This is a genomic window from Claveliimonas bilis (assembly GCF_020892095.1).
Classification (GTDB): Bacteria; Bacillota; Clostridia; order Lachnospirales; family Lachnospiraceae; genus Claveliimonas; species Claveliimonas bilis.
This window is the reverse complement of record NZ_AP024845.1, coordinates 499,382-521,889: the sequence shown is the minus strand read 5'-3', so window position 1 is coordinate 521,889 and position 22,508 is coordinate 499,382. Positions and strand designations below refer to the sequence as shown.

21 protein-coding genes are annotated in these 22,508 nt (G+C 42.0%); 12 read left to right on the top strand and 9 right to left on the bottom strand.

Annotated elements, in window-relative coordinates; all coding sequences use genetic code 11:
• The first annotated feature begins 25 nt into the window (after window positions 1-25).
• The 5 genes from cysK to dsdA all read left to right on the top strand — a co-directional run bounded on the left by cysK (window position 26) and on the right by dsdA (window position 6,784).
• On the top strand, window positions 26-970 hold the full coding sequence (gene cysK / locus EUBC25_RS02600; RefSeq protein ID WP_230107531.1) for a cysteine synthase A: 945 nt from the start codon (window positions 26-28) through the stop codon (window positions 968-970).
• 111 nt (window positions 971-1,081) lie between these two features.
• Entirely contained in the window at window positions 1,082-2,707 is a 1,626-nt protein-coding gene (gene ptsP, locus EUBC25_RS02595) for a phosphoenolpyruvate--protein phosphotransferase (RefSeq protein ID WP_230106697.1), read from the top strand.
• 147 nt (window positions 2,708-2,854) lie between these two features.
• Window positions 2,855-4,237 carry an NCS2 family permease gene (locus EUBC25_RS02590; protein ID WP_230106696.1) on the top strand — a complete coding sequence of 461 codons (1,383 nt, stop codon included), beginning with the start codon at window positions 2,855-2,857 and terminating at the stop codon, window positions 4,235-4,237.
• A gap of 15 nt (window positions 4,238-4,252) precedes the next feature.
• A complete protein-coding gene (fliB, locus tag EUBC25_RS02585) occupies window positions 4,253-5,368 on the top strand; it encodes a flagellin lysine-N-methylase (protein ID WP_230106695.1) in 1,116 nt (371 codons plus the stop codon).
• A gap of 102 nt (window positions 5,369-5,470) precedes the next feature.
• Window positions 5,471-6,784 (top strand): D-serine ammonia-lyase, encoded by a 1,314-nt coding sequence (gene dsdA / locus EUBC25_RS02580; RefSeq protein ID WP_230106694.1) that lies wholly within the window; start codon window positions 5,471-5,473, stop codon window positions 6,782-6,784.
• Window positions 6,785-6,883: 99 nt separating this feature from the next.
• Here dsdA and EUBC25_RS02575 read toward each other — a convergent pair whose 3' ends face one another.
• From EUBC25_RS02575 to EUBC25_RS02565, 3 genes are all read right to left on the bottom strand, one after another.
• Complete coding sequence (locus EUBC25_RS02575; RefSeq protein WP_230106693.1) at window positions 6,884-7,723, bottom strand: hypothetical protein; 840 nt, start codon at window positions 7,721-7,723, stop codon at window positions 6,884-6,886.
• Window positions 7,724-7,956: 233 nt separating this feature from the next.
• Window positions 7,957-8,244: a YerC/YecD family TrpR-related protein gene (locus EUBC25_RS02570; protein WP_230106692.1), complete on the bottom strand. Its 288-nt coding sequence runs from the start codon at window positions 8,242-8,244 to the stop codon at window positions 7,957-7,959.
• 120 nt (window positions 8,245-8,364) lie between these two features.
• Window positions 8,365-9,084, bottom strand: coding sequence for a phosphatase (locus EUBC25_RS02565; protein WP_230106691.1), 720 nt, complete (start codon window positions 9,082-9,084; stop codon window positions 8,365-8,367).
• 234 nt (window positions 9,085-9,318) lie between these two features.
• On the opposite strand from EUBC25_RS02565, the gene EUBC25_RS02560 reads away from it, so the two are divergent.
• The 5 genes from EUBC25_RS02560 to EUBC25_RS02540 all read left to right on the top strand — a co-directional run bounded on the left by EUBC25_RS02560 (window position 9,319) and on the right by EUBC25_RS02540 (window position 13,698).
• Window positions 9,319-9,597, top strand: a complete 279-nt coding sequence (locus EUBC25_RS02560; RefSeq protein WP_230106690.1) for a hypothetical protein — start codon at window positions 9,319-9,321, stop codon at window positions 9,595-9,597.
• A 67-nt stretch (window positions 9,598-9,664) separates the two neighbouring features.
• Window positions 9,665-10,141 (top strand): hypothetical protein, encoded by a 477-nt coding sequence (locus EUBC25_RS02555; protein WP_230106689.1) that lies wholly within the window; start codon window positions 9,665-9,667, stop codon window positions 10,139-10,141.
• Window positions 10,142-10,298: 157 nt separating this feature from the next.
• The gene (locus tag EUBC25_RS02550) at window positions 10,299-11,561 is read left to right on the top strand and encodes an ATP-binding protein (RefSeq protein ID WP_230106688.1); all 1,263 of its coding nucleotides are present in this window, start codon (window positions 10,299-10,301) and stop codon (window positions 11,559-11,561) included.
• Between the two features lie 29 nt (window positions 11,562-11,590).
• On the top strand, window positions 11,591-12,469 hold the full coding sequence (locus EUBC25_RS02545) for a response regulator (RefSeq protein WP_230106687.1): 879 nt from the start codon (window positions 11,591-11,593) through the stop codon (window positions 12,467-12,469).
• Window positions 12,470-12,663: 194 nt separating this feature from the next.
• Window positions 12,664-13,698, top strand: coding sequence for a PTS sugar transporter subunit IIC (locus tag EUBC25_RS02540; protein WP_230106686.1), 1,035 nt, complete (start codon window positions 12,664-12,666; stop codon window positions 13,696-13,698).
• A gap of 166 nt (window positions 13,699-13,864) precedes the next feature.
• On the opposite strand, the gene EUBC25_RS02535 is transcribed toward EUBC25_RS02540, so the two are convergent.
• Complete coding sequence (locus EUBC25_RS02535) at window positions 13,865-15,175, bottom strand: IS4 family transposase (protein ID WP_230106013.1); 1,311 nt, start codon at window positions 15,173-15,175, stop codon at window positions 13,865-13,867.
• 276 nt (window positions 15,176-15,451) lie between these two features.
• Here EUBC25_RS02535 and EUBC25_RS02530 point away from each other — a divergent pair, with 276 nt between their 5' ends.
• A complete protein-coding gene (locus EUBC25_RS02530) occupies window positions 15,452-15,733 on the top strand; it encodes an ABC transporter substrate-binding protein (protein ID WP_230106685.1) in 282 nt (93 codons plus the stop codon).
• On the opposite strand, the gene EUBC25_RS02525 is transcribed toward EUBC25_RS02530, so the two are convergent.
• A complete protein-coding gene (locus EUBC25_RS02525; protein ID WP_230106684.1) occupies window positions 15,728-17,119 on the bottom strand; it encodes a recombinase family protein in 1,392 nt (463 codons plus the stop codon). The genes EUBC25_RS02530 and EUBC25_RS02525 overlap by 6 nt on opposite strands.
• 174 nt (window positions 17,120-17,293) lie before the next feature.
• Here EUBC25_RS02525 and EUBC25_RS02520 point away from each other — a divergent pair, with 174 nt between their 5' ends.
• Window positions 17,294-18,223 (top strand): DDE-type integrase/transposase/recombinase, encoded by a 930-nt coding sequence (locus tag EUBC25_RS02520; RefSeq protein WP_230106683.1) that lies wholly within the window; start codon window positions 17,294-17,296, stop codon window positions 18,221-18,223.
• A 368-nt stretch (window positions 18,224-18,591) separates the two neighbouring features.
• Here EUBC25_RS02520 and EUBC25_RS02515 read toward each other — a convergent pair whose 3' ends face one another.
• The 4 genes from EUBC25_RS02515 to EUBC25_RS02490 form a co-directional block, all read right to left on the bottom strand.
• Entirely contained in the window at window positions 18,592-18,768 is a 177-nt protein-coding gene (locus tag EUBC25_RS02515) for a hypothetical protein (RefSeq protein ID WP_164488446.1), read from the bottom strand.
• Between the two features lie 40 nt (window positions 18,769-18,808).
• A complete protein-coding gene (locus EUBC25_RS02510) occupies window positions 18,809-19,960 on the bottom strand; it encodes an IS91 family transposase (RefSeq protein WP_463510212.1) in 1,152 nt (383 codons plus the stop codon).
• A gap of 91 nt (window positions 19,961-20,051) precedes the next feature.
• On the bottom strand, window positions 20,052-20,945 hold the full coding sequence (dinD, locus tag EUBC25_RS02495; RefSeq protein ID WP_230106682.1) for a DNA damage-inducible protein D: 894 nt from the start codon (window positions 20,943-20,945) through the stop codon (window positions 20,052-20,054).
• A gap of 538 nt (window positions 20,946-21,483) precedes the next feature.
• On the bottom strand, window positions 21,484-22,458 hold the full coding sequence (locus tag EUBC25_RS02490) for a DUF3644 domain-containing protein (protein ID WP_230106681.1): 975 nt from the start codon (window positions 22,456-22,458) through the stop codon (window positions 21,484-21,486).
• Window positions 22,459-22,508: the final 50 nt, after the last annotated feature.

The following is a 22,508-nucleotide window of genomic DNA, read 5'->3' as shown; positions in this document are numbered from 1 at the left end:
GGATTTAGGCGGCGCAGACAAAGTTATGGGAAAAATATATACAAGTATGGAAGAAATGATCGGAAAAACACCTCTTATGGAAATACAGAGGATAGAGAAAGAGGAAGATTTAAAAGCCAGGATTCTGGTAAAACTGGAGTTGTTTAACCCGGCAGGGAGTATTAAGGACAGGGCAGCTCTTTCCATGCTGCTGGATGCGGAAAAAAGGGGATTGATCAAACCGGGAGATACCATTATAGAGCCGACCAGCGGGAATACCGGCATCGGGCTGGCTGCTGCGGCTGCCTCAAGAGGGTATAAAGCAATCTTTACTATGCCGGAGACAATGAGTGTGGAGAGACGGAAGCTTCTTGCGGGATACGGAGCCAGGATCGTGTTGACAGAAGGCGCAAAGGGAATGAGAGGAGCCATTGAAAAAGCAGATGAGCTTGCCAGCACTATGGAAGGCACAATTGTACTTGGACAGTTTGTAAATCCGGCCAATCCCAAGGCACACATGGAAACGACGGGACCGGAAATCTGGGAGGATACAGATGGAAAAATTGATATCCTGGTGGCAGGCGTCGGAACCGGAGGAACTATCACCGGGACGGGAGCTTATCTGAAAGGGAAAAATCCGGATATCCGTATTGTGGCGGTAGAACCGTCAGATTCTCCGGTACTTTCCGGCGGTGTGCCGGGACCTCACGGTCTGCAGGGAATCGGAGCGGGATTTGTTCCGGATATACTGGATACAGAAATCTATGATGAAATTGTGAAAGTAGAAACGCCGGATGCCTATGCAGCGTCCAGAAAACTGGCGTTTTCACAGGGGATTTTGACAGGCATCAGCTCCGGTGCAGCCCTTCACGCTGCCATGGTTCTTGCAAAACGGCAGGAAAATCAGGGAAAGACTATTGTGGCGGTGCTTCCTGACACGGGAGAGAGATATCTGTCCACTCCGCTTTTTGAGGAATCACCAGGAGTTTAATATCTTGATCAATGGCTTGACTCATCAATTTTTGAGGACTTGACTGGAAGGGCACCAGCGTGTAAAGTAAAAGTAATGTAATATACAAGTTTAGAAAAGCAGGAGAAAAGAATGATTACTTTAACAGGAAAAAGAGTGTCTGAAGGAATTGTCATAGGGCGTCTTGTATTTTTTAACAGGGGTGAAAGAGAGATCCGTAAAATTTATGTAGAGGATGCGGAAAAAGAGCTGGTCCGGTTCCAGAAAGCGCGAAAAAGAGCAGCGTCAGAGCTGCAGGAGCTTTACGATGAGTCAGCGGGCGAGTTGGGTGAGGCCAATGCGATGATATTTGAAATGCAGCAGATGGTCCTGGAGGACGAGGAGTTTATCAATCCTGTGATCCGCACGATTACAGAACAGAAACTGAATGCGGAGTATGCGGTTAAAGTTTCCATAGAAAATTTTCTTAAGGTCTTTTCTTCCAGAGCAGAAAGTTATGTTCGCGGTCATGAAGCGGATATTCATGATGTTGCCGCCAGAGTGTTAAGGATTCTGTCAAGAAGCCGAAAAGACAGAATGTTTATGGATGAACCATTTATCATGGCGGCCAGAGACCTCTATCCCAGTGAGGCTGTGAGGCTGGATAAATCGAAGGTTCTGGGATTTGTTACCATGTATGGTTCTATTAATTCTCATACGGCAGTGCTTGCCAGGACAAAGGGGATTCCATCTGTGATCGGAATCGGAGAAGCCCTGAAAAAGGACTATGAAGGAAAGATGGTCATTATTGACGGGTTTGACGGAAAGCTGTATATCGAGCCGGATCAGACAACAATGGAGAAGATGAAAGAAAAGAAAAAGCAGAATCTTCAGAAAGTAGAAACGCTGGAACGGCTGAAGGGGAAGGAAAATATTACACAGAGCGGTCAGAAAATAGACGTATGTGCCAATATCGGAAACCGTGAGGATATCGAAAAAGTATTGAGAAATGATGCCAATGGGATCGGGCTGTTCCGAAGTGAATTTCTTTACATGGAGTCAGGAGGACGTATGCCTACAGAGGAACAGCAGTTTCAGACATATAAGCTGGCAGCAGAAGCTATGGGAATGAAAAAAGTCATTATACGGACAGCTGATCTGGGAGGGGACAAACAGGCAGAAAGTCTGGATCTTTCCGGAGAGGGCAATCCGATGATGGGATACAGAGGCATAAGAATTTCTCTCGATAAGGAAGAAATGTTTAAAACTCAGCTTCGTGCTATTCTTCGTGCGTCAGCTTTTGGCAATCTTGGCATTATGTTTCCGATGATCACATCTCTTGAGGAAGTGATAGCTGCCAAGAAAGTGTTGCAAAAGGCAAAGGATGAATTAAAGGAAGAAAAAACCGCTTACGACCAAAATATTAAAGTAGGTGTTATGATTGAAACACCGGCAGCCGTCATGATCAGCGGTGAACTGGCAAGAGAGGTGGATTTTTTCAGCATAGGTACAAACGATCTGACTCAGCATACTCTGGCCATGGACAGGACAAACCGGCGTCTGGCTGGATATTATAATCCGTACCATCCGGCTCTGATCAAGATGATACGTATCGTCACTAATAATGTACATCTTGAAGGAAAGCACATCAGTATATGCGGAGATCTTGCAGCAGACACTTCTATGACGGAAACCTTTATTCAGATGGGAGTGGATGAGCTTTCGGTGTCTCCGGGTAAGGTTCTTCCGCTCAGGAAAAAGATCCGGGAGATCCGGTAATAAATATTGATTATTATTTTTAACAGATGGGTCCGTTTACTTTACGGACCCTTTTTGTTACACTAAAGAGGTCAAATCTCTGAAGCAGACAACAGTTTACTTTGTGATTTGTGTGATACTAAAGGAAGAAAGAGAAGGAGGAGAAATATGTTAGAGAAGTTATTTAAGCTTCAGGAAAATGGAACAGATGTAAAAACAGAAATTCTTGCCGGTATTACGACATTTATGACAATGGCATATATTCTTGCCGTAAATCCCAGTATTCTGGCGGCAGCCGGAATGGATCAGGGGGCAGTATTTACAGCCACAGCGTTGGCGGCGTTGATCGGAACCCTTTTGATGGCAGTCTTTGCCAATTACCCCTTTGCGCTTGCACCGGGAATGGGGCTGAATGCTTATTTTGCCTATACGGTTGTTCTGGGAATGGGGTATACGTGGCAGGTTGCTCTGACAGCCGTTTTTGTAGAGGGAATTATTTTTATCATTCTGTCCCTGACCAGTGTGCGGGAGGCGATTTTTAATGCGATTCCGCAGAATTTAAAAGCAGCTGTCAGCGTGGGAATCGGACTTTTTATTGCCTTTATCGGCCTGCAGAATGCTAATATTGTAGTAGGCGGCTCTACGCTGCTGGAACTGTATTCCCTGGACGGATACAATGCAGCCAACGGGGCGGAGGCGACGTTTCATGATGTGGGGATTACAGTGATCCTTGCCATTGTGGGCATCATTATTACAGGTATACTCGTGATCAGAAATATCAAAGGAAATATTCTCTGGGGAATACTTATTACCTGGATTTTGGGAATCATCTGTCAGATGACAGGAATTTATGTTCCAAATCCGGAAGCAGGATTTTACGGACTTCTCCCGGATTTCAGCAGCGGACTTTCCGTGCCGAGTCTGTCTCCGATTTTTGCAAAGATGGAATTTGAGGGTGTTTTTTCTCTGAATTTCCTTGTTGTTATTTTTGCATTCCTGTTTGTAGATATGTTTGATACTATTGGAACTTTGATCGGTGTATCTTCCAAGGCAAATATGCTGGATGAAAACGGAAGGCTGCCCCGCATTAAAGGAGCGCTGCTGGCAGATGCGGTGGCAACGACAGCAGGAGCTGTTCTTGGTACTTCTACAACAACAACCTTTGTAGAGAGCGCTTCCGGTGTAACAGAAGGAGGAAGAACAGGGCTTACCGCCTTTACAACAGCTATTTTGTTTGGGCTTGCCTTATTCCTTTCGCCGATCTTTCTTGCCATTCCATCGTTTGCTACAGCTCCGGCTCTTGTAGTGGTAGGATTTTATATGCTGACTAATGTAGTCAATATTGATTTCAATGATCTAAGCGAAGCAATTCCCTGCTATATCTGTATTGGAGCAATGCCGTTTTTCTACAGTATATCAGAAGGGATTTCCATGGGAGTTATCTCTTATGTGGCGCTGAATCTCCTTTCCGGAAAAGTGAAGGAAAAGAAACTTAGCATATTGATGTACGTTCTTTCGGTTCTGTTTATTTTAAAATATATTTTCCTGTAGGAGAGAAATGTTATCATGAGGTATATGAAACCATCTTACTATGACAGTTTTCACTGTCTTGCAGATCAGTGCCCTGCTTCCTGCTGTGAGGGCTGGCAGATTATGATTGACGAAAAGTCCCTTAAGAGATACTGGAATTGGGACGGAAAACTTAGAGGGCGGCTTATCAACTCTATTGACTGGGAAGAAGGAGCTTTTTTGCAGTATGACAGGAAATGTGCCTTTTTAAATGAACAATTTTTGTGTGATCTCCAGGCAGAAGCAGGAGAAGAAGCACTGTGCAGCACGTGCAGAGAGTATCCGAGACATGTGGAGGAATTTGAGGGAGTAAGAGAATACTCCCTCTCTTTGTCTTGTCCGGAGGCGGCGCGGATCATGCTGACTGAAAAAGGGAAAAGTTCCTTTGTCCAGTGGGAGGACGAGAAGGAGGATGAGTTTGAGGAGGACTTTGATTTTCTCCTTTATACGAGACTTTTAGAGGCAAGAGAAATTCTGTTTTCCGTGATGGAAAAAGAAGAGGTCTCCTTCTCTGTGCGTATGGAAGAATGTCTGTTTTTTGCCGAAAGACTGCAGAAACTCCTGGAGGAGGGGGATTTTGCCGCTCTGGAAGAATGGACGGAAGGGTTTGCCTTTGACTGTAACAGAGGGAAAAATAGCATGGAAAAAAGGAAAGCGAAGCGGTTTGAGAATATGCAAAAAGGCTGGCAGATCCTTATGGAACTGGAACATCTGGAAATTTCCTGGGAGAAAAGGCTGCAGGATGTACAAAAGAGCTTATACCGGGAAGGAAAAGAGAGCTACGATGCATGTTATGGAAGCTTTGGCAAGGCAAGAGAGCAGGAAGACTTCGGAAGCCGTGAATGGGACAGGATGATGGAAAAAATTGTGATTTTTTTCATTTATACCTATTTCTGCGGAGCTGTCTACGACGATGCAGTATATTCCAAGGTACTTCTGGCAGCCTTTTCGGCAGCGTGGATCGAGGAGTGTCTGATGGCAGAGTATAAAGAAAAAGGTAGGCTGCCAAAAGAGGAGGTCATTCGTATGGCTTATCAGTATGCCCGGGAGATCGAACACTCCGATCAAAATTTAAATGCGCTGGAAGACTGGTTCTGGCAAATTTCCCACTAATTATTTTAGATGGATAGTTTTTCTGGAAAAAGACAACTTTTTTGGGGAAATGTATGATAAAATAAAGTTGTCAGAAAAATGGAGAATGGAGGAAGTGCTGGAATGGAAAAAGAGTATATGAAATTGCCGATTGTGCAAAAGCTTGCAGCAGCCAAACAAACTGTATGGATCAATCCGGAGCTGCAGCCCTTTTCTGAAGTACACCAAGAGATAGGGATGGCTGAAATTGACGACGCGAAAAGCAGGCTGGACAGGTTTGCTCCCTTTATCAGGAAATGCTTTCCGGAAACAGAAAAAGACGGGGGAATTATTGAATCTGCCTTAAGACCGATTCCGGAAATGCAGGAATACCTGGAGCATACCTTTCATACTTCTATTCCGGGACGGCTTTTGTTAAAGCAGGACAGCCATCTGGCCGTTGCAGGTTCTGTAAAAGCCAGGGGAGGTATATATGAAGTGCTGAAGCACACAGAAGATCTGGCGCTTCAGGCAGGAATTCTAAGACCTGGTGATGATTACGGAAAGCTGACAGAGCCGGAAGCAAGGGAATTTTTCTCGCAATATAAAGTTCAGGTGGGATCTACTGGGAATCTGGGACTTAGCATTGGAATGGCCAGTGCAGCCATCGGCTATCAAGTGATTGTTCATATGTCCGCAGATGCAAAACAGTGGAAGAAAGATATGTTAAGATCTCATGGCGTGACGGTTATGGAGTATGAGTCAGATTACAGTGAAGCGGTAAAAAACGGCAGACGTCAGTCGGATAAGGATCCCAAAAGTTATTTTATAGATGACGAAAATTCAGTAGATCTTTTTATGGGATATGCTGTGGCAGCTAAAAGGTTAAAGGGACAGCTGGAAAAGCTGAATGTAGTTGTGGATGAGGATCATCCGCTGTTTGTATATATTCCCTGCGGTGTGGGAGGAGCGCCTGGCGGTGTTTCCTTTGGAATGAAGCAACTGTGGAAGGATAATGTGCATTGCTTTTTCGTGGAGCCTGTTCAGGCACCTTGCATGCTTCTTGGAATGGCGACAGGGCTTCATAATAAGATCAGTGTCCAGGATATCGGTCTTACGGGGCTGACCCATGCAGACGGACTGGCAGTGGGACGTCCTTCCGGATTTGTGGGACGGGTTATGGCTCCTCTGCTTGGCGGTGAATTTACAGTGGATGACAAATGGCTGTATGAATACATGAGAGGACTTTTAAATACAGAAGGAATCTTTTTGGAACCGAGTGCATGTGCATCTTTTGAGGGACCGATCCAGTTATTAAAATATGAAGAAACAAAAAAATATCTAAAAGAACATAATCTTGAAGGTAAGTTGGAAGATGCGGCGCATATTGTATGGGCTACCGGAGGCCGGCTTGTGCCGGAAGAAGAGAGAGAAAAGTATAAAAATACTTATCTGTAGTGAGTTGTAAAAGAAAAGATTGAGGAAAAACAGAAGAGAGCATCCTGGTTGCAGGACGCTCTCTTCTGTTCAGTGAGAGTTCTATGGATGGAACTCTTTTTAACGGGAAAAAATTCTTCTTAAAATGCAGCTGATGATTCCGGCGATGCACAAAGGAATCAAAGTGGCAGACAGGCTTCCGAAGATTTCCACAGCTCCGCTAAGTCCCGTGAGAGGTGCAGGAGAAGCCGGAATCAGTCCGGCAGTCATTCGCGCCAGATAAGAACCGGCGCCAGTGAGGATGAAGACAGACATGCCTCGGCCTGTATCTGCCTGATAACTTCTTCCATTTTTGGAGGAGACCCGGGGACCGCTTAGGGACCAGAAAAAAGACAGAATTTCAAACAGCAGTACAAATACAGCAAAGGCGGCATAAGCTGCCATGACGTAGTTCTTTTCAGAAATTGCTGTGGAAGGATTTCCATAGCTGGTAAGTCCTTCAAAGAAATGTGTTGCCAGTATATAGATGATCACAGCCAGTATAACAAGAGAGGCAATTTTGCAGATCATCCGGATGATGCTGGATACGGCTTTTGCTCCTGTTTGTACTGTCTTTTTAACAGGAGAAACGACATTAGGCCGGCGCCGGGATTTTTTCTTTTCCCTGGAGTCTTCCTGTTTCCGGTTGTTTTTGGAGCTTTTTTTCTTTTTGCTGTTACTGCTTTCTATATCATCATCCCAGCCATCCTCTGTATCATCATCCCAAGTGCTGTCGTAATCATCCGCCCATTTGTCTGTTATGTCATCCCATTCATTATCCAGAGAGCCGGTATCCTTTTCGGGAAAAGTATCATTAGGACGGATTGGGGGAAGTTCTTCTTCATAAACGACTTCAAAATCGTCTCCAAAAAGGTCATCGTATGTTTTATGGGAAGGATTTTCATATCTGTTTCTACTCATCGATAAAGCCTCCTGTATTGTCCTTTTTATTCCATATATTTTATCGGCTTTTCAAAAGGGAATCAAGTCGGGAAGAAAAGCTTTAGAAAGATATAAGAAATTCTTTAGAGTTAGAACATGACTGTAATCTGAAGCAAAAGAATGTCCGCAAAAAAGAGTACTTCAATCTATTTGAAGCACTCTTTGTGTGTTTTCTGAAGCACTCTTGTCCAAAATAAAATGCGTCCCGCCTTTTATTTATTAATTCTTTCAAATACCATATCGTATCCGTCATTTCCATAATTCAACGAACGGTTTACTCTGCTGATCGTTGCAGTAGACGCACCTGTCTTTTCAGCAATTTCCAGGTAAGTTTTCTGATCTCTCAGCATTTTGGCAACCTCAAATCTCTGGGACAATGAAAGAAGTTCATTGATAGTGCAGATGTCTTCGAAGAAAGTATAGCATTCTTCCTTATCTTTCAAACTTAATATAGCGCTAAACAGATAGTCAACAGCTTCTGTTCTGATTTTTTTATTCATATAATCTCTCCTCCGAACAAGAAATCATTTCCTATACATTTTAGCACACTAAATTCATAAAGTCCATAGCTGATGCGGAATATTTCCCGGTTTCTCATGATACGGAATATTTCTGGTTTCCTACCGATTTCTTTTCAGGATCCTGAGTAATTTTTCAAGAGAAGTGTTGGCGATCAGTTCCACAGGGAAATCAGCAGCCTTTAGTACCTTGTCGGAATATTCGGTATTTGCAATATCTACGTCAATATGAGCATCACTTCCGAGGGTAACCATGGTCCCATATTTTTTGCAGTATTTTAAAATTTCCAGGGCATTTTCCTGTGTGTTTGTGCGGTAACCACCCGGTCTTAGGGAAGAATTATTAATTTCCAGCAAAGTACCGGTCTCTTTGGCTGTTTTTGCCAGGATTTCATAATCAGCAGGAAATCTTCCATCATCAGGATGACCTATGATATCGATATAATCCTTATGCATGGCATTGACATAGGCTGCAGTATTTTGCTGAAGGCCGGCATCTTTGCCATAACATGGCGGGTGGATACTTGCGATTGTAATGTCGAGAGATTTTATTGTGCTTATTGGAAGGTCTACGTTTCCATGCTCATCCATAATATTTAATTCTGCTCCCAGCAAAAGTGGAATTTCATAGCGTTTCCGGGGAACAACTTTCAGATTTTGAAAATAATAAAGACAGCAGCTTCCCGGCATTTCCGGAGCGTGTTCCGTGATCGCAAGAGCTTCCAGCCCTTTTTCCAATGCTGTCTCCGCCATTTCCCTCATGGTGTTGTAGGCATGCCCGCTGGCAAGAGTGTGGGTGTGAGTATCTACTTTTATCTGCATTTCTTTTCTCCTTTATGAAAATTAGAATATGTTAAAATATGTAATGAATAATATATGGAAATTTTTTCAGTTTTTATTATGCATGAATTTTTTGGGGTATGTCAAGATTACAAGATGAGAAAACAGTCCCTAAAAGCCTGCATTTATGGTCTGTTTTCCCACTTTATGTATATTTTCCGGCAGCAGGGAAAAGATGATAACAGAGAAATTATAAGAATACAGGAGAAATGGCATATGATAGAACATGAACAGAAAATGAATGCAAAAGAACAGGCAAAGAAACAAGATGTTTCCGGCAGGTGCTTAGAGGATCGGAAGAAAAAAGAAGAGCAGCGCCGGAATCGCCGGATCATTGATTCGTATGACTATTTGAGCAGCGCAGCATCGGCGCAGGACTGTACAGGACTGATCCCGGCAGAACCAGAGACAGAGGCGGAGAGGGAGTCTTATCAGGATCTCTATGAATATCAGTATCTGCCGCCTAAATTTCCACCGGAAAAGAAGGTATTTTAAATCCGGCTGCGACAGACACATTCCACTTTTTTATGCATATAGTAAGGAAAAAAGGAATGTGATTATTATGGCGCAACAGACCCTTGTCCCGATCAGCGGGATCATTCAGCGTATAACCCCTATTTCCCAGGACTGCTGTTCCTGGCAGGTATCCATTGTGAACAATAACGGAATTACAAATTTTGTAGTCAGTCCTGTTACGTATGTCATTCAGGAGGTGCGGCTGCGCCCCGGTATGCAGGTGACAGCATTTTATGACAGCAATCTGGCAATTCCTCTCATCTATCCGCCGGAATATCAGGCAGTGATCATTGGAAGAAAAAATGCAAATGAGACGATCTACGCAGGATATTTTGATGACAATCTGGTAGCGGAAGATCAGTCACTGAAACTCAATATAGCACCGAGTACAGAAATTATGACGTCCAATGGACAGAGATTCACCTGCAGCCTGGGCGGACAGCTGCTGGTAGTTTATTATTCTGCTACGACGAGGAGTATCCCGCCGCAGACTACACCAAGGCGGATTATAGTGATGTGTTGACAGTTTAGGACGTAACACTTTTTAAAAGTGTTACGTCCTAAACTGCATTAAACCCTGTGCAAAACTGCAAAAAACGGTGGGGAAAAATGACATTTCTTCTATTTGTATCTATACAAACTGTCGTAAAGATTTTATATTAGATATAAGGAGGAATGTCATGAGGGAAAAAGCAGGAAAGATTTTGTTATATACTTTGGCTGTTGTATTTGCAGCACAGATCAGTATGACTGTGTTTATTGTGGATTTCCAGATTTCGATAGGAGTTATTCTGCTTGCAGCCTTCTTTTTTCTTGTAGATGGATTTCCTGTTCTGACGGTGACGTTACTTTCTTCCGGAGGTGTCTTTGCGGCGCGTATTATCATATATTGGCTGCAAAATGGGGATATTGCCGGCCGGATGAATGCTTTTATGCCAGAAATCGTTTTTTATATAAGTTACGGGCTTTTGCTGTATTTGTATGGATTAGTTTTAAAAACTCCAATTTTGAAAAGTAATTTGTATATTTTCCCTCTGGTCATCATAGATTATGGAGCCAATTTTTTGGAACTGTCTGTAAGACTTGGAGAAAATGTTTTTGATTTTGAAACACAGTCGGGGATTTTCGTTGTAGCGTGCCTTCGGGTCGTTATAAGTTGGGGAATTGTAGTACTTTTTCGGCAATATCATCTTATTTTACTGAAAAAGGATCATGAAGACCGCTATCGTCGCCTTCTTATCATGATCTCTAAGCTGAATGAAGAAGTAATCTGGATGAGAAAAAACAGCGCGTTGATTGAGGAAACTATGGCTACGTCCTATCATCTTTTTGAAAAATTAAAAGAAGATGATAGGAGGAAGGATCTTTCCGAGTCAGCCCTATCTATTGCAAAAGATGTTCATGAGATTAAGAAGGAATATTTTCTGATTATGCGGGGACTGACAGAGGCCCTGGATAAAGAGATGAAAAATGATAAACTTCCTTTTGCGGATTTGCTGGCGATTCTGAAAAATGCAGCTTTGAGAACTGCAGGAGAATATGAAAAGAAACTCGAATTGGAGATAGAGACTCAGGATGATTTCTATACAGACAAGCATTATTTTTTAATGTCTATTTTCCGCAATCTTTTTCTAAATGCTATAGAGGCGGAGAAGGGAAATTATGTTAAAATAATATTTTCAGAAAAGAAGGAAAATGATTTTTATATTTTTCGTATAACAGATCAGGGACCGGGAATCAACAAGGAGGATATAGAATACGTTTTTGATGCAGGGTTCTCCACAAAAATAAATTATGAAACGGGGATTGTAAGCAGAGGATTGGGGCTAAATCTTGTGCAGGATCTTGTAGAAAAGCAGTTTTCCGGAACCATTTCTGTAGTCTCCGTGCCGGGAAACACGACATTTACGATATCTATTCCCTGTGAGGAAATGACAGTATAGGGCAGCAGATGAAAGTTAGAGGAGAAAAAATGAAATTTTATCTTATTGATGATGACAGAAATATTTTGAATGTACTGAAACGGATTATTACGGACCGGGGGCTTGGAACAATATGCGGATGCGCGCAAAATGGACGAGACGGTCTGGAAGATTTTGAAAGAGAAAAACCGGACATCGTGATTGTGGATGTGCTGATGCCGGAGATGGATGGGATTTCTCTTGTGCAAAAAGCAAAGCCATTGCTCCCGAATACGGCATTTATTATGCTTTCTCAGGTGTCCTCTAAAGATATGATTGCTTCCGCCTATGAAGCAGGGGCAGAGTTTTTTATACAGAAACCTGTCAACAGTGTGGAGGTGGAAAATGTGATCCGGAAAGTTCAGGATTCTTTAAATATGCAGCGGACCATGCAGAAAGTACAGAATATTTTTATGACAGATATGAATGCGCCTATGGGAGAAAACTTGGCAGCAACAGGAAACGATTTGATCAGCCAGGAAGCGGTAGCTTCTATTAAAACGATTCTTCAGAGGCTGGGAATTATTGGAGATACCGGGAGTAAAGATATTTTGGCGATAACGGAATATCTTATCTCCCACCATGAACAGATGGAGGAGACTACTCTGAGTGAATTATGTGGAAAATTCAGCAGCTCTCCAAAATCAATGGAGCAGCGTATACGGCGTGCGGCAAATGCAGGTCTGGTAAATCTGGCCCATCTTGGAATTGAAGATTATGGAAATGATATTTTTGTAGAATATTCTAATACTTTATATAATTTTGAACAGGTTCGCAGAGAGATGGATTTTATACGAGGTAAAGGGGAAAAACATGGAAATGTAAAAATTAAAAACTTCTTAAATGCTCTGGTTTCTTATAGTATGGAAAGACGAGAATATCTTTTATAAAAGAAGGAAGATATTTTGGTAAAAATAAACAGTATTACTATTTGTATTTTGTGAAAACTCACATTTTTTACAAAGGTAATGCTGTTTTTTTGTGGAATTTGTTACGGTTTGTAACTTTTTGAAACTTCACATATAAAATATTCCTATCAATAACAGCTGTAAATAGAAAAAGAAAATAAACAGGAGGAAGAAATATGCTTACGATTGTATCAGGAGTTGGGTTACTGTTAATTACTTTGGCGGGATTTTCATTGTTCAGTTTAAAAGCGCCAAAAGGACAGGCTGCAATGTCAGGAATGGCAAATGCGGCAATTGCAACATTTCTTGTGGAAGCCATACATAAGTATATTACCGGAGATCTCATCGGTTTGGAATTTTTCCGTGAAGTTGGTGAGACTGCAGGAGGACTTGGAGGCGTTGCGGCAGGAATTATGGTTCCGATTGCCATGGGAGCAAATCCGGTTCTTGCAGTGGTAACAGGAGTTGCAGTAGGAGGATATGGAATCCTTCCAGGATTTATTGCAGGATATGTAGCAGGCTTTCTTTCACCGGTCATTGAAAAGAAGCTTCCGGAGGGCGTGAATATTATCGGGGGAGCAATTTTGATGGCGCCGCTTGCACGGCTTGTCGCATTTGCTGCTGATCCAGTAGTAAATAGTACTCTGGCACACATCGGAGAAACCATTTCTGCAGCAGCAGAGCAGTCACCGATTGTAATGGGATTTTTACTGGGTGGAATTATCAAAATGATCTGTACGTCACCACTAAGTTCTATGGCCCTTACCGCTATGCTTGGACTGAATGGACTTGCTATGGGAATCGCTGCTATTGCATGTTTTGGCGGTTCTTTTACAAATGGCATTATCTTTGCAAGATTGAAATTTGGAGATCGAAGCAATGTGATTGCTGTTATGTTGGAACCACTAACTCAGGCAGATATTATTACAACTCATCCGATACCTATTTATTGTTCTAATTTCTTTGGAGGCGGTCTGGCAGGAATTTCTGCAGCAGTTTTCCATATTGTGAATAATGCTCCGGGAACGGCATCCCCGATTCCGGGACTTTTGGCTCCGTTCGCATTTAATCCGCCGCTCCAAGTTGTGATGGCACTGTTTTTTGCAATGCTGGGCGGATGTACCGCCGGGCTGGTAGGCAGTACGATATTTAAGAAAAGAGCAAAAGTCAAAGAAACTTCGGCTCCAGTGGAAATGGAATTGGAGTATTAATTAAAATGGGACGTAACACTTTTAAAAAGCAATGTCATTAAGTTTAGAAAATGAGTCCTCAAAAGAAAGACAGTGTTGATATCCAAATCTACGCTGTCATTCTTTTATGCAGACCGATAAAGCAGACCGCTGTCTGCTTCAAATTCCTGTTCCGTATTTTCCCCTTTTATGCTATCCTATAAGTGAAATAGATCACTGCTTTTGGGGAAGGTGTTCTGGGAAAACTTCTTTCCCTTCTTATTGGGACTTTATATTTAAGCAGTAATATTTCAACATCTGGCGGCGCTGTCCCATTTGGACAGCGCCATGATTTTAAGCAGATATCTACTGCTGTACTCAGGCTGATCTGATAATCATATTTCCAAGATGTTTTTTGGGGAAGCGAGATGTGAAACAGGATGCTTTTACAATAATTGAACATGATGACTTTTGCATACAGTTCCTGCAGGACATACTCTATTCTTTTTGAATGAAGCGCACTGGCCCCAAGATTATATTTTAGCTGGGAAAATGCTGTCTCTATCATCCAACGCATACGGTAGAGTTCCTGGAGCATTCCAACGGGCATTTCTTCTTTGGACAGATTCGTAAAAAGGATCTCGGAAAGATCTTCGTTTACTTTCAACTTTATCACTCGTAGTTTCATCGGATATTCCGTTTGCTCTTCCGTAAAAAAGTCAAACTTTGCACCGGATCGGATCCGTTTGTAGAGTTCCGGCTGTTCTTTGGTGCCACGGCAGTGTTTTTTACAGATGACGACAGGACATTCCACATCGAATTGTTCCTGATCGGGAATGGCTAAACTGGAAAGGATCCCCCTGTCTCCCTGCCGTCCCCGGATCACAAAATTCCATCCTTTTTCCAAGATATGTGCAAAGGTATTATAACTTTCATATCCCCGGTCGGCAGTAAGGATGACTTTGCTGGAAATTTCCGTTTGTGCCAGCATGGTAATAAGGGCGGAGTGTTCATCTTTTTCATGGACAGGCTGAAACAGGACCTGATCAAAAATACCGCTGTTTAGATGGTATAAAGCGTTTAGATGGATTGCGTTTTTCCCTTTTTGTGTGTTAGGGATCTTTCGATGGCAGAGAGGTTCTTTTTTATTTTCCGGGAAGGAGAGCTCTGAACCGTCAGCAGCAAGAAGATGATAGCCATGGAAGTTGGAATGTTTGGGGAGAGAGGCCGTAAAAACAGAAAAGAGGACTTTCATAGTATTGGGCTTGAGTTTGCCGCGCTGTTGCAGCATGGCGGAAGAGGTAGGAAGATCCGGGCGATAGGAGAAAAAGTCCAAAAGTTCCTTATCCAAAGACTTAGCGCCTAAAGAAAGAAGGAAACGTAAGGTATCAAAAAAGGAAATTTTTCTGGAACGGGAAAAATCTTTTCCGGGACGTTTTACATAAGAATCAGAACTACGGGACATTTTTTTCATAATGTGTATTAATTTTTGTTTTGTGATAAGGGAATAATCAGCCATTTGAAACCTCCAAAAAAGTATATATTCAAATGGCTTCGCCACAAATTTTGTATGATTTGTCAAGTGTTTTCATCAAAAAAGCATGGAATATTTCTTGTTCCATGCTTTTCGAATCTTAATTTCTAAACTTAATGACATTGCTTTTTAAAAGTGTTACGTCCCATTTTGCATGAATCGGTGGGTCAAACTGCGAAAAGTGGTGGGTAAAATTGAAGATAATATCACTCTTATTCTTTTCGGCATATACTATAGCATTAGAGTGAAAAGGAGGAACTTATGAAAAAGCGTTTGATTTCTGTATTTCTTTGTGTAGTTATGATGATGGCCCTTGTAGCCGGATGTTCGTCCGATAAGGAAGAGGCTGTACCAACAGATTCCAAGAAACAGACAGAAGAGAAGGCAAATCCGATGAAGGTTGTGTTGAATGAGGTTGCGCACTCTATTTTTTATGCGCCCATGTATGTAGCAATTGAGGAAGGGTATTTTGCGGAAGAAGGAATAGAATTAGACTTGGTAACAGGATTTGGGGTTCACCAGTTAGTACAAGACACTCTATAAAAAATCCACGGATTTTACAGAGAAATCTTCATCCAGGTGAATCTCTTTTATGGTCGATCTCCAGAACGAGCGGCGATTCTCCGGAGTCAGTTGTGCATAGATCGTTCTAAAGTCGGCCTGCAGGATTTCCTCCAGATAAGAAAAGTCTCTTTGCGGTTCTGGACGGATCTGCTGCAGCTCATGCAGTTCGTTTTCAATCCTGTCATACTCTTCACTGTAATAGTCCCATTCAATTCTCCCTTTTTGAAATAGGAGATTGAGACGTTCCAGCTCCTTCTGCAGTTTTTCCAGCGTGCGCGTCTCCCGGATCTTTGCTTTCTGCTCCTCGATTTTTTCACAGCGAATATGGAATTTTTCATATTCTGTTTCCAGGTTATCCAGCAGATAGGCTTCAATCAAATTTTGGCTTACCCGGTGCGTATTTGTGCATATCCGGTCAAGTAATGCATGGTTGCACCGATAATAGCAGTAGGTGCGCTTTTCTTTCGTTTTGCGGTTAATGATGGAAGAGCAGCCGGTCCCGGAAAGCTTCTGGCTGCAGATCGGGCAGCGTATAAGTCCTGAAAACAGATAAACTCTGCCGGATGGAGTATGTTTGACATTTCTTCCATTGATCTTTTGCAGGCGCATCCAGCGCTCTTCAGACAGGTATGCGGGGCAATAGGGAATCCCTCGGTATGTTCCTTTGTAGAACTCGCTGGACAGCATAGTGCGAAGGACACTGTATGAAAACTCCGGATCGTAATTACGCTGCATATAGCGGAGCGTTCCCTGCTTACTCTGGTGTCTCTCAAAATAATCAAAGAAAGCATTTACCATTTCTTCCTCATCTGGATTCTTTACCATACACTTTTTGCCATCTACGCTTCCGACTTTATACCCGCGCGGCATATTGCCATCTCCGAAGATCACCTTCCCTTGCCGGATAGAAGCTTCATTTACAAACTTGATACGTTCCGATGTAGTGTCCACTTCATTTTGACCGATTGACAGCACTACATTGAGCTGTAGCCGGCCGTCCCGTGTCTCCATATTGAGTCCAGGCTCTGATGCTGATATCCAATAGACTCCGTATTCATCCAAGATGTCCTGGACCTTATAGAAGTCGGACATGTTACGAAACCAGCGATCCAGACGCCAGAAGAGGATAACATCAATTTTCCCGGCTTTGACATCTTCAAGCAGGGCATGGATTGCCTTGCGTTTTTTGAGTTCCTTTCGGGCTGTCTTTCCTTCATCAGCATAGATGCCAACCGGAATCATTCCATGATCCTTTGCATAGCTTGCGAGGTATTCTTTCTGGGCTTCCAGAGACTTTCCGTGCATTAGCTGCTCCGCTGTGGAAACTCTTATGTAGAGTGCACACCTCTTGATTTTTTCAGACATGCGATCATCTCCCTTTTGTATTATATTGAAAGATAGGTACAAAAATAACAGCCAGCGAACTTCCGTTGTTGGGGTACAATAGATAGGTAACAAAATAAGAACAAGGATTCACCTTGATGTGATATATTGGAATTGTCGAGAAACCAATAGTCAGATCGAAAGGAGAATCCTTGTATGTCGAGTTTATCACACCCGAAATATCAGCGTCAACGTATTGTTAAATATGCGCAAAAACATTCTGTAACAGAAACGGCAATCCGATATAAAGTGAGCCGAAAAACAGTATATAAATGGCTTTCCCGATATGATGGGACGGCATCCAGTCTGGAGGATCGTAGCCACAGACCTAAAACATCGCCAAGAAGTCATACAGAACAGGAACTCCGTCAGATCCGTCGACGATTAAAGAAATATAAATGGTCGGACTTACTCCTGGCGTATCAGGAACTGGTAGAAATAGACGGTTATACACGCAGCTATGGAGGATTTAAACGAATCGCAGCCCGGTTAAAGGATTTGAAACCACCGAAAAAGAAGAAAAAGAAACGAAAGTTGAAGCCGTATCGGCGGGCAGATTATCCAGGACAGAAAATACAGATTGATGTGAAATATGTGCCTTCGTATTGCATAGCAGACGGGAGAAAATATTATCAATATACTGCAGTGGATGAATGCAGCAGATGGACATACAGAGAGTTGTATGATGAACATAGCACCTATAGTTCCAGAGATTTTCTGGAAAAACTGATTCGTCATGCGCCGTTTCCGGTCAGGGAGGTGCAGACGGATAATGGGACAGAGTTTACCAACCGCCTGCTAGTGATCAAGAGTAAACATCTGACTCTGTTTGAAAAGGCCCTGGAGGAGCTGGGGATCGTGTATCACCGGATACAGATAGCAACGCCGAGACATAACGGGAAAGTAGAACGCCAGCACCGGACAGATGAAGCGAGATTTTATAAGCAGATGCGGATGTATAGCCTGGAAGACGGCCGGAAACAGCTGGAAGTGTACCAGAGGAGATCGAATAACTACATCAAGACGTGTCTGGGGATGAAAAGTCCGAATACGATCGTAAAAATGTATCAAGGAGTCATGTTTTAAAGCAGATAAGGACGGCAGCATTATATCACAAAGAGAATGTCAGAGTCAGGTGGTATTCCCCAAGGGATCTCCATCTCCCTTGACATTTCTTTCAGGGTGAAGTGTTACCAATCATTGACACCTATACAAAAAATAACAGCCAGCGAACTTCCGTTCTCTTGCTTTGGCTGCCCGAAGATGATACAATATTTCTTGCTACAGATGTGCATATCTTCGGATATGTATTGCCGTCCTGGTGTTGGCGCACCGGGGCGGTTTTTTACTTTATAGGAAATTCCGATTTTTGGATAAGGGGGAAAAAGCCCTACTGATCGAACATATGTTAAATCAACAGGGGAGTGGGCATGACAATAGGACGATGGTTAGATTTAGAAGATATAAAAACCTTCTTCTCCAAACAAATCGTCAAAAGGGTCGTCTTCATTCAGAAAATAATCCATATCCAGAAGGTCATCCTCGCTCATATGGCGAATGTCCTCGGATGTCATTCCTTCGGGTGGATTCTCTATGTACTTTTTGCGCAGTTCCTCAATATCTGGTTTCATGGTAAGCAACCTCCTTTGAGAGGATTATATCACAACGGTTCTACGCGGAGGAACGCTTTCCACGAGATTTGGACATTACTTTCTCGTACATTTCTTCGAGAGGTACGCGCTTGTGGTTGTAATAAAGTTCCAAGAACTCCATTTTATGATTACACTCGGAACAATACAGGGGGTCATATCCGAAGGAGAGAAAAAGAGATGTTCTCCATTGAGTGAAGCTGCGGTATATCCTATGCTTTTCTTTTGAGATGACACGGTGCAGTTTTGAATCAATCTTGCGGTGCCTTGCATACAGACCGCCATAGCGGATCATTTTAAAATGTTTTTCCGGGATGTGTCGGATGAGACGTTTTATGAAATCCATAACAGGCAAAGTTTCTTCCACATACTGTTCATCTTCGTGACGGTTATAGTGGAAAGTAACGATATCTCCGTCATACCGGTCAATCCTGGAAGTGGCAATTACTGGCCTGCCAAGATAGCGGCCGATGTATTTAGCCACTACTTTCGGATCGCAGAGATTCGGTTTAGCATAGACATAGAAGCCCTGCTTATGCTGAGTGTAACATTTCGCTTTCACTTTTTTGAAAGAAGGTCCAATCCGGTCTTCCAGTTCATTGAGAAGAGCCGTGCGGAAAGCATTGCGCAGATAGTTGTAGTTAAAGTGTTTTACATGGCGCCAGAAGCCGTCATTACTGTAGCCACCTTCGGAAAGGAGGCAGTGAATGTGGGGATTCCATTTGAGATCGCGGCCAAAAGTATGAAGGACCATGATATAGCCGGGAGTAAAATTTTGGGCATGGTTTAGATTGAAAAACATCCTTGATATTACACTGGAGACGGAATGGAAGAGACAGTTCAGAAGAGATCGGTCCTGAAGGAAGAAGCTGCGGAGATTTTCATCAATAGTAAAAACGCAATGGCGGTGTTGGACGCTAACGAGTTTGAAAGACATACTGGTGGTGCGTTCCATAGAATATTTGTTGCCACATGAAGGGCAAAAACGGCTGTGACAGCGGAAAGGAACGAATTTGAAGTTCCCGCAGTGCGGACAATTGTACATGGCACCGCCAAAAGAAGGATCACCACAGTTGATCATCTTATTGATATTTTCCATCTCAGTCTCTCTGGGATGAAGAGTATATTTAATTTCTTCATAATGGTCTGCAAAGATTCTTTGTAAGATGTTCATAAGTCTATTATGCAAGAAAAAGTAACAAAAGAAAACCCCCTATCCCCTCATGATTGAGGGGTAGGGGAGTTGAATAGGCGAAGCCTATTTTTTATTTCTCTTCGGAAATTTTTCTCTGTTCACGTTCTATTTGTTTAATTCCTTTAGTCGGAGTTGGCAAATCTTCCGGCATAGTTCCGCCTAATTCTTTAATCGTTTGACGAACCTTTTTGCCAACTTCGTAATGGGTCTGATTAGCAGCTTCCTTGCCTAGGATATTTTCTTTACGAAGCTTTTCGTCAGTTTGTGTTGCGCGGAATAGATTGGCGGCAAGTTCTGTGCTTCCCATGTAATCAAGAATATCTTGGCTCTTTTTAAGGCCTTTTCTAGCATGGATTTCTTTGCGTCCAAGCCCTCCATATAGACCTTGATACCCTTTGTTTTGAAAAATGGCATAATCTTGAGGCTCGGATATACCGGCCAATTTTGCGGCCTCTGCAAGAGATTTGTTATGAGTTTTCATCTCATTACGGATTGCAAGTCGTTTTTTATCTTCACTAAGGTCATCAAAGTTTTCTATTAACTCTTGCTGGCGTGTTTTTACAGCAAAATAAGTCTGCCCTAGCGCAATTACTTTTTTTCTCGAGTCTCCGTTTTGTACAATTAGGTAGCAAGCATAGCGGGAAAGCTCATAGTCTTCGACAGGTTTTGATGTAACTCCTGCATCCACGATTTTGTTGACCTCAACAAAATGGTCAGAAACTGCATTTTCACTATTTTCGCACGCGGTTATTGCTTTATCAATTACTTTAGAAAAGTTACGCCACTCACTATATTCAAGAGCTTTCTGGAGCTCTCTCGCATACCAAAATTCATTACCATATTCGTTAATATGCTTGATGGATTCAAAAAGCGTTTCTGTATAACTGTTCTGTTCATCCTCTGTCAGAGCTTTGGAGAGTACACGCTCTGAAAGCCCATTTAGTTTAGCCTGAAAATCATCCATATATTTAACCTTCTTTCTTTGCTGTCCTAGTGTTAGTGGCACCAGGGCAGTTGACTTTTAAAGCATATTTGCTATAATATATTTAACAAGACAGCCGATACGATAGAGCAAACCTATCCGTTTCCGGCAAAGTTATCAGTAACTAGAAATAGCACCTCAAAAGCTTGTCCAGAGCGGGGGTGCTATTTTCTATGGGTATAATTGAGAATTGCTACAATCAATAGACCAACCGTCAATATAATCATGAACTCTTCATATGTACTCATATCAACCACTCCTTCCGCAAGACTCGGAAACGGTGGTATGCACCCTATCAGCTGCCTGGGTAAATATATTATTTTATTGTATGCCCCGGCAGCTCCGGAGAGAGACGGGGCGGTTTGATTTATTGATACATTTTGTTATAATATAGTCATAATATTGACAATTACAAGTAAGAATAGTATATTATAAATAAGTTAACTCGTGAAGGATAAAGCTGGGTTCCCGAATGGGAGTAGGTCGCAAGACTTAGAATTCCTTTGCTCCTGGGGTTAGCTTATTTTTTTATGTTATTAAGAATGTTTTCTGGATCTTTTTCAAGCTCCTCAACGATAAATTCCACGGTTTGTATGGAGTATGAGTATTGTGGTTGAGTAAATTGCTTATGGATATAGCAAAAACGCTCATTATTCTTTATACCAAAGTATTTACAGAAATTTGTAAAATGGAAACTCGTAAATTTTACTTTGTTTCCGTTATACCAAAGGTCGATATGATCTTTTGACAGCCGATCTCTGATTTTCCAAATGCACGCTTTTGCAGTTAAATTATGAGTATTATTTGGGTCTTTCAATTCCTTTATTATTTTTACATGTGCGTCTGCAGAGTTATCGACTTTCACAAAAGTTGTAGCTTTGTCTGGGTTTTTTGTTAAATAGTGATAGTGCTCAATCCGTATAGCAAATTTTGCATTGTTATTTTCAAAAGATAATTCATCCACAGTGTTTTTCATATCAAGAAGTTTTTTGGCAATTTCTTCAGGATATTTTGCAACAATTTCAGATTCACTTAATGCTTTCATGCTGACGGATAAAGAAAGAAAGTTTTGCGGGATTACCTTAGTCATGTCTATTGAGTGAAAGGCCATCATTTTTTCATTAAAGTTTAGAATACAAGCTTGAAAAAGAGGCACATATACCATTTCATATTCTTCCGTAATAAAATGGGTGCTTGTGTTTCGTAATTCAATAATTTTTTCTAAATTTAATCTTAAAGGATCTTTATCATTTGTAAATACTTTTTTTATGCAATCTGAGAATGAGATGGTTCGATCTGGATGATCTTCATAGTAAATGCATGAATCTCCCCATTTTTTCATCATATATGCTTTAAGCATAAGCTCCCAAGCGTTGCAAATAAACATGCTAAATCCTTCGACACGATACTTTATTGTTGGTTTGTTATATAACTCAATAGCCATCGTAAACGCTTCTTTTGATTTTTCGATCAAACGATCTTGCAGACTTTCCATACCCTTTTCCTTTCTTTCGTACCCTTACATTGAGAAATCTAAATAATCAC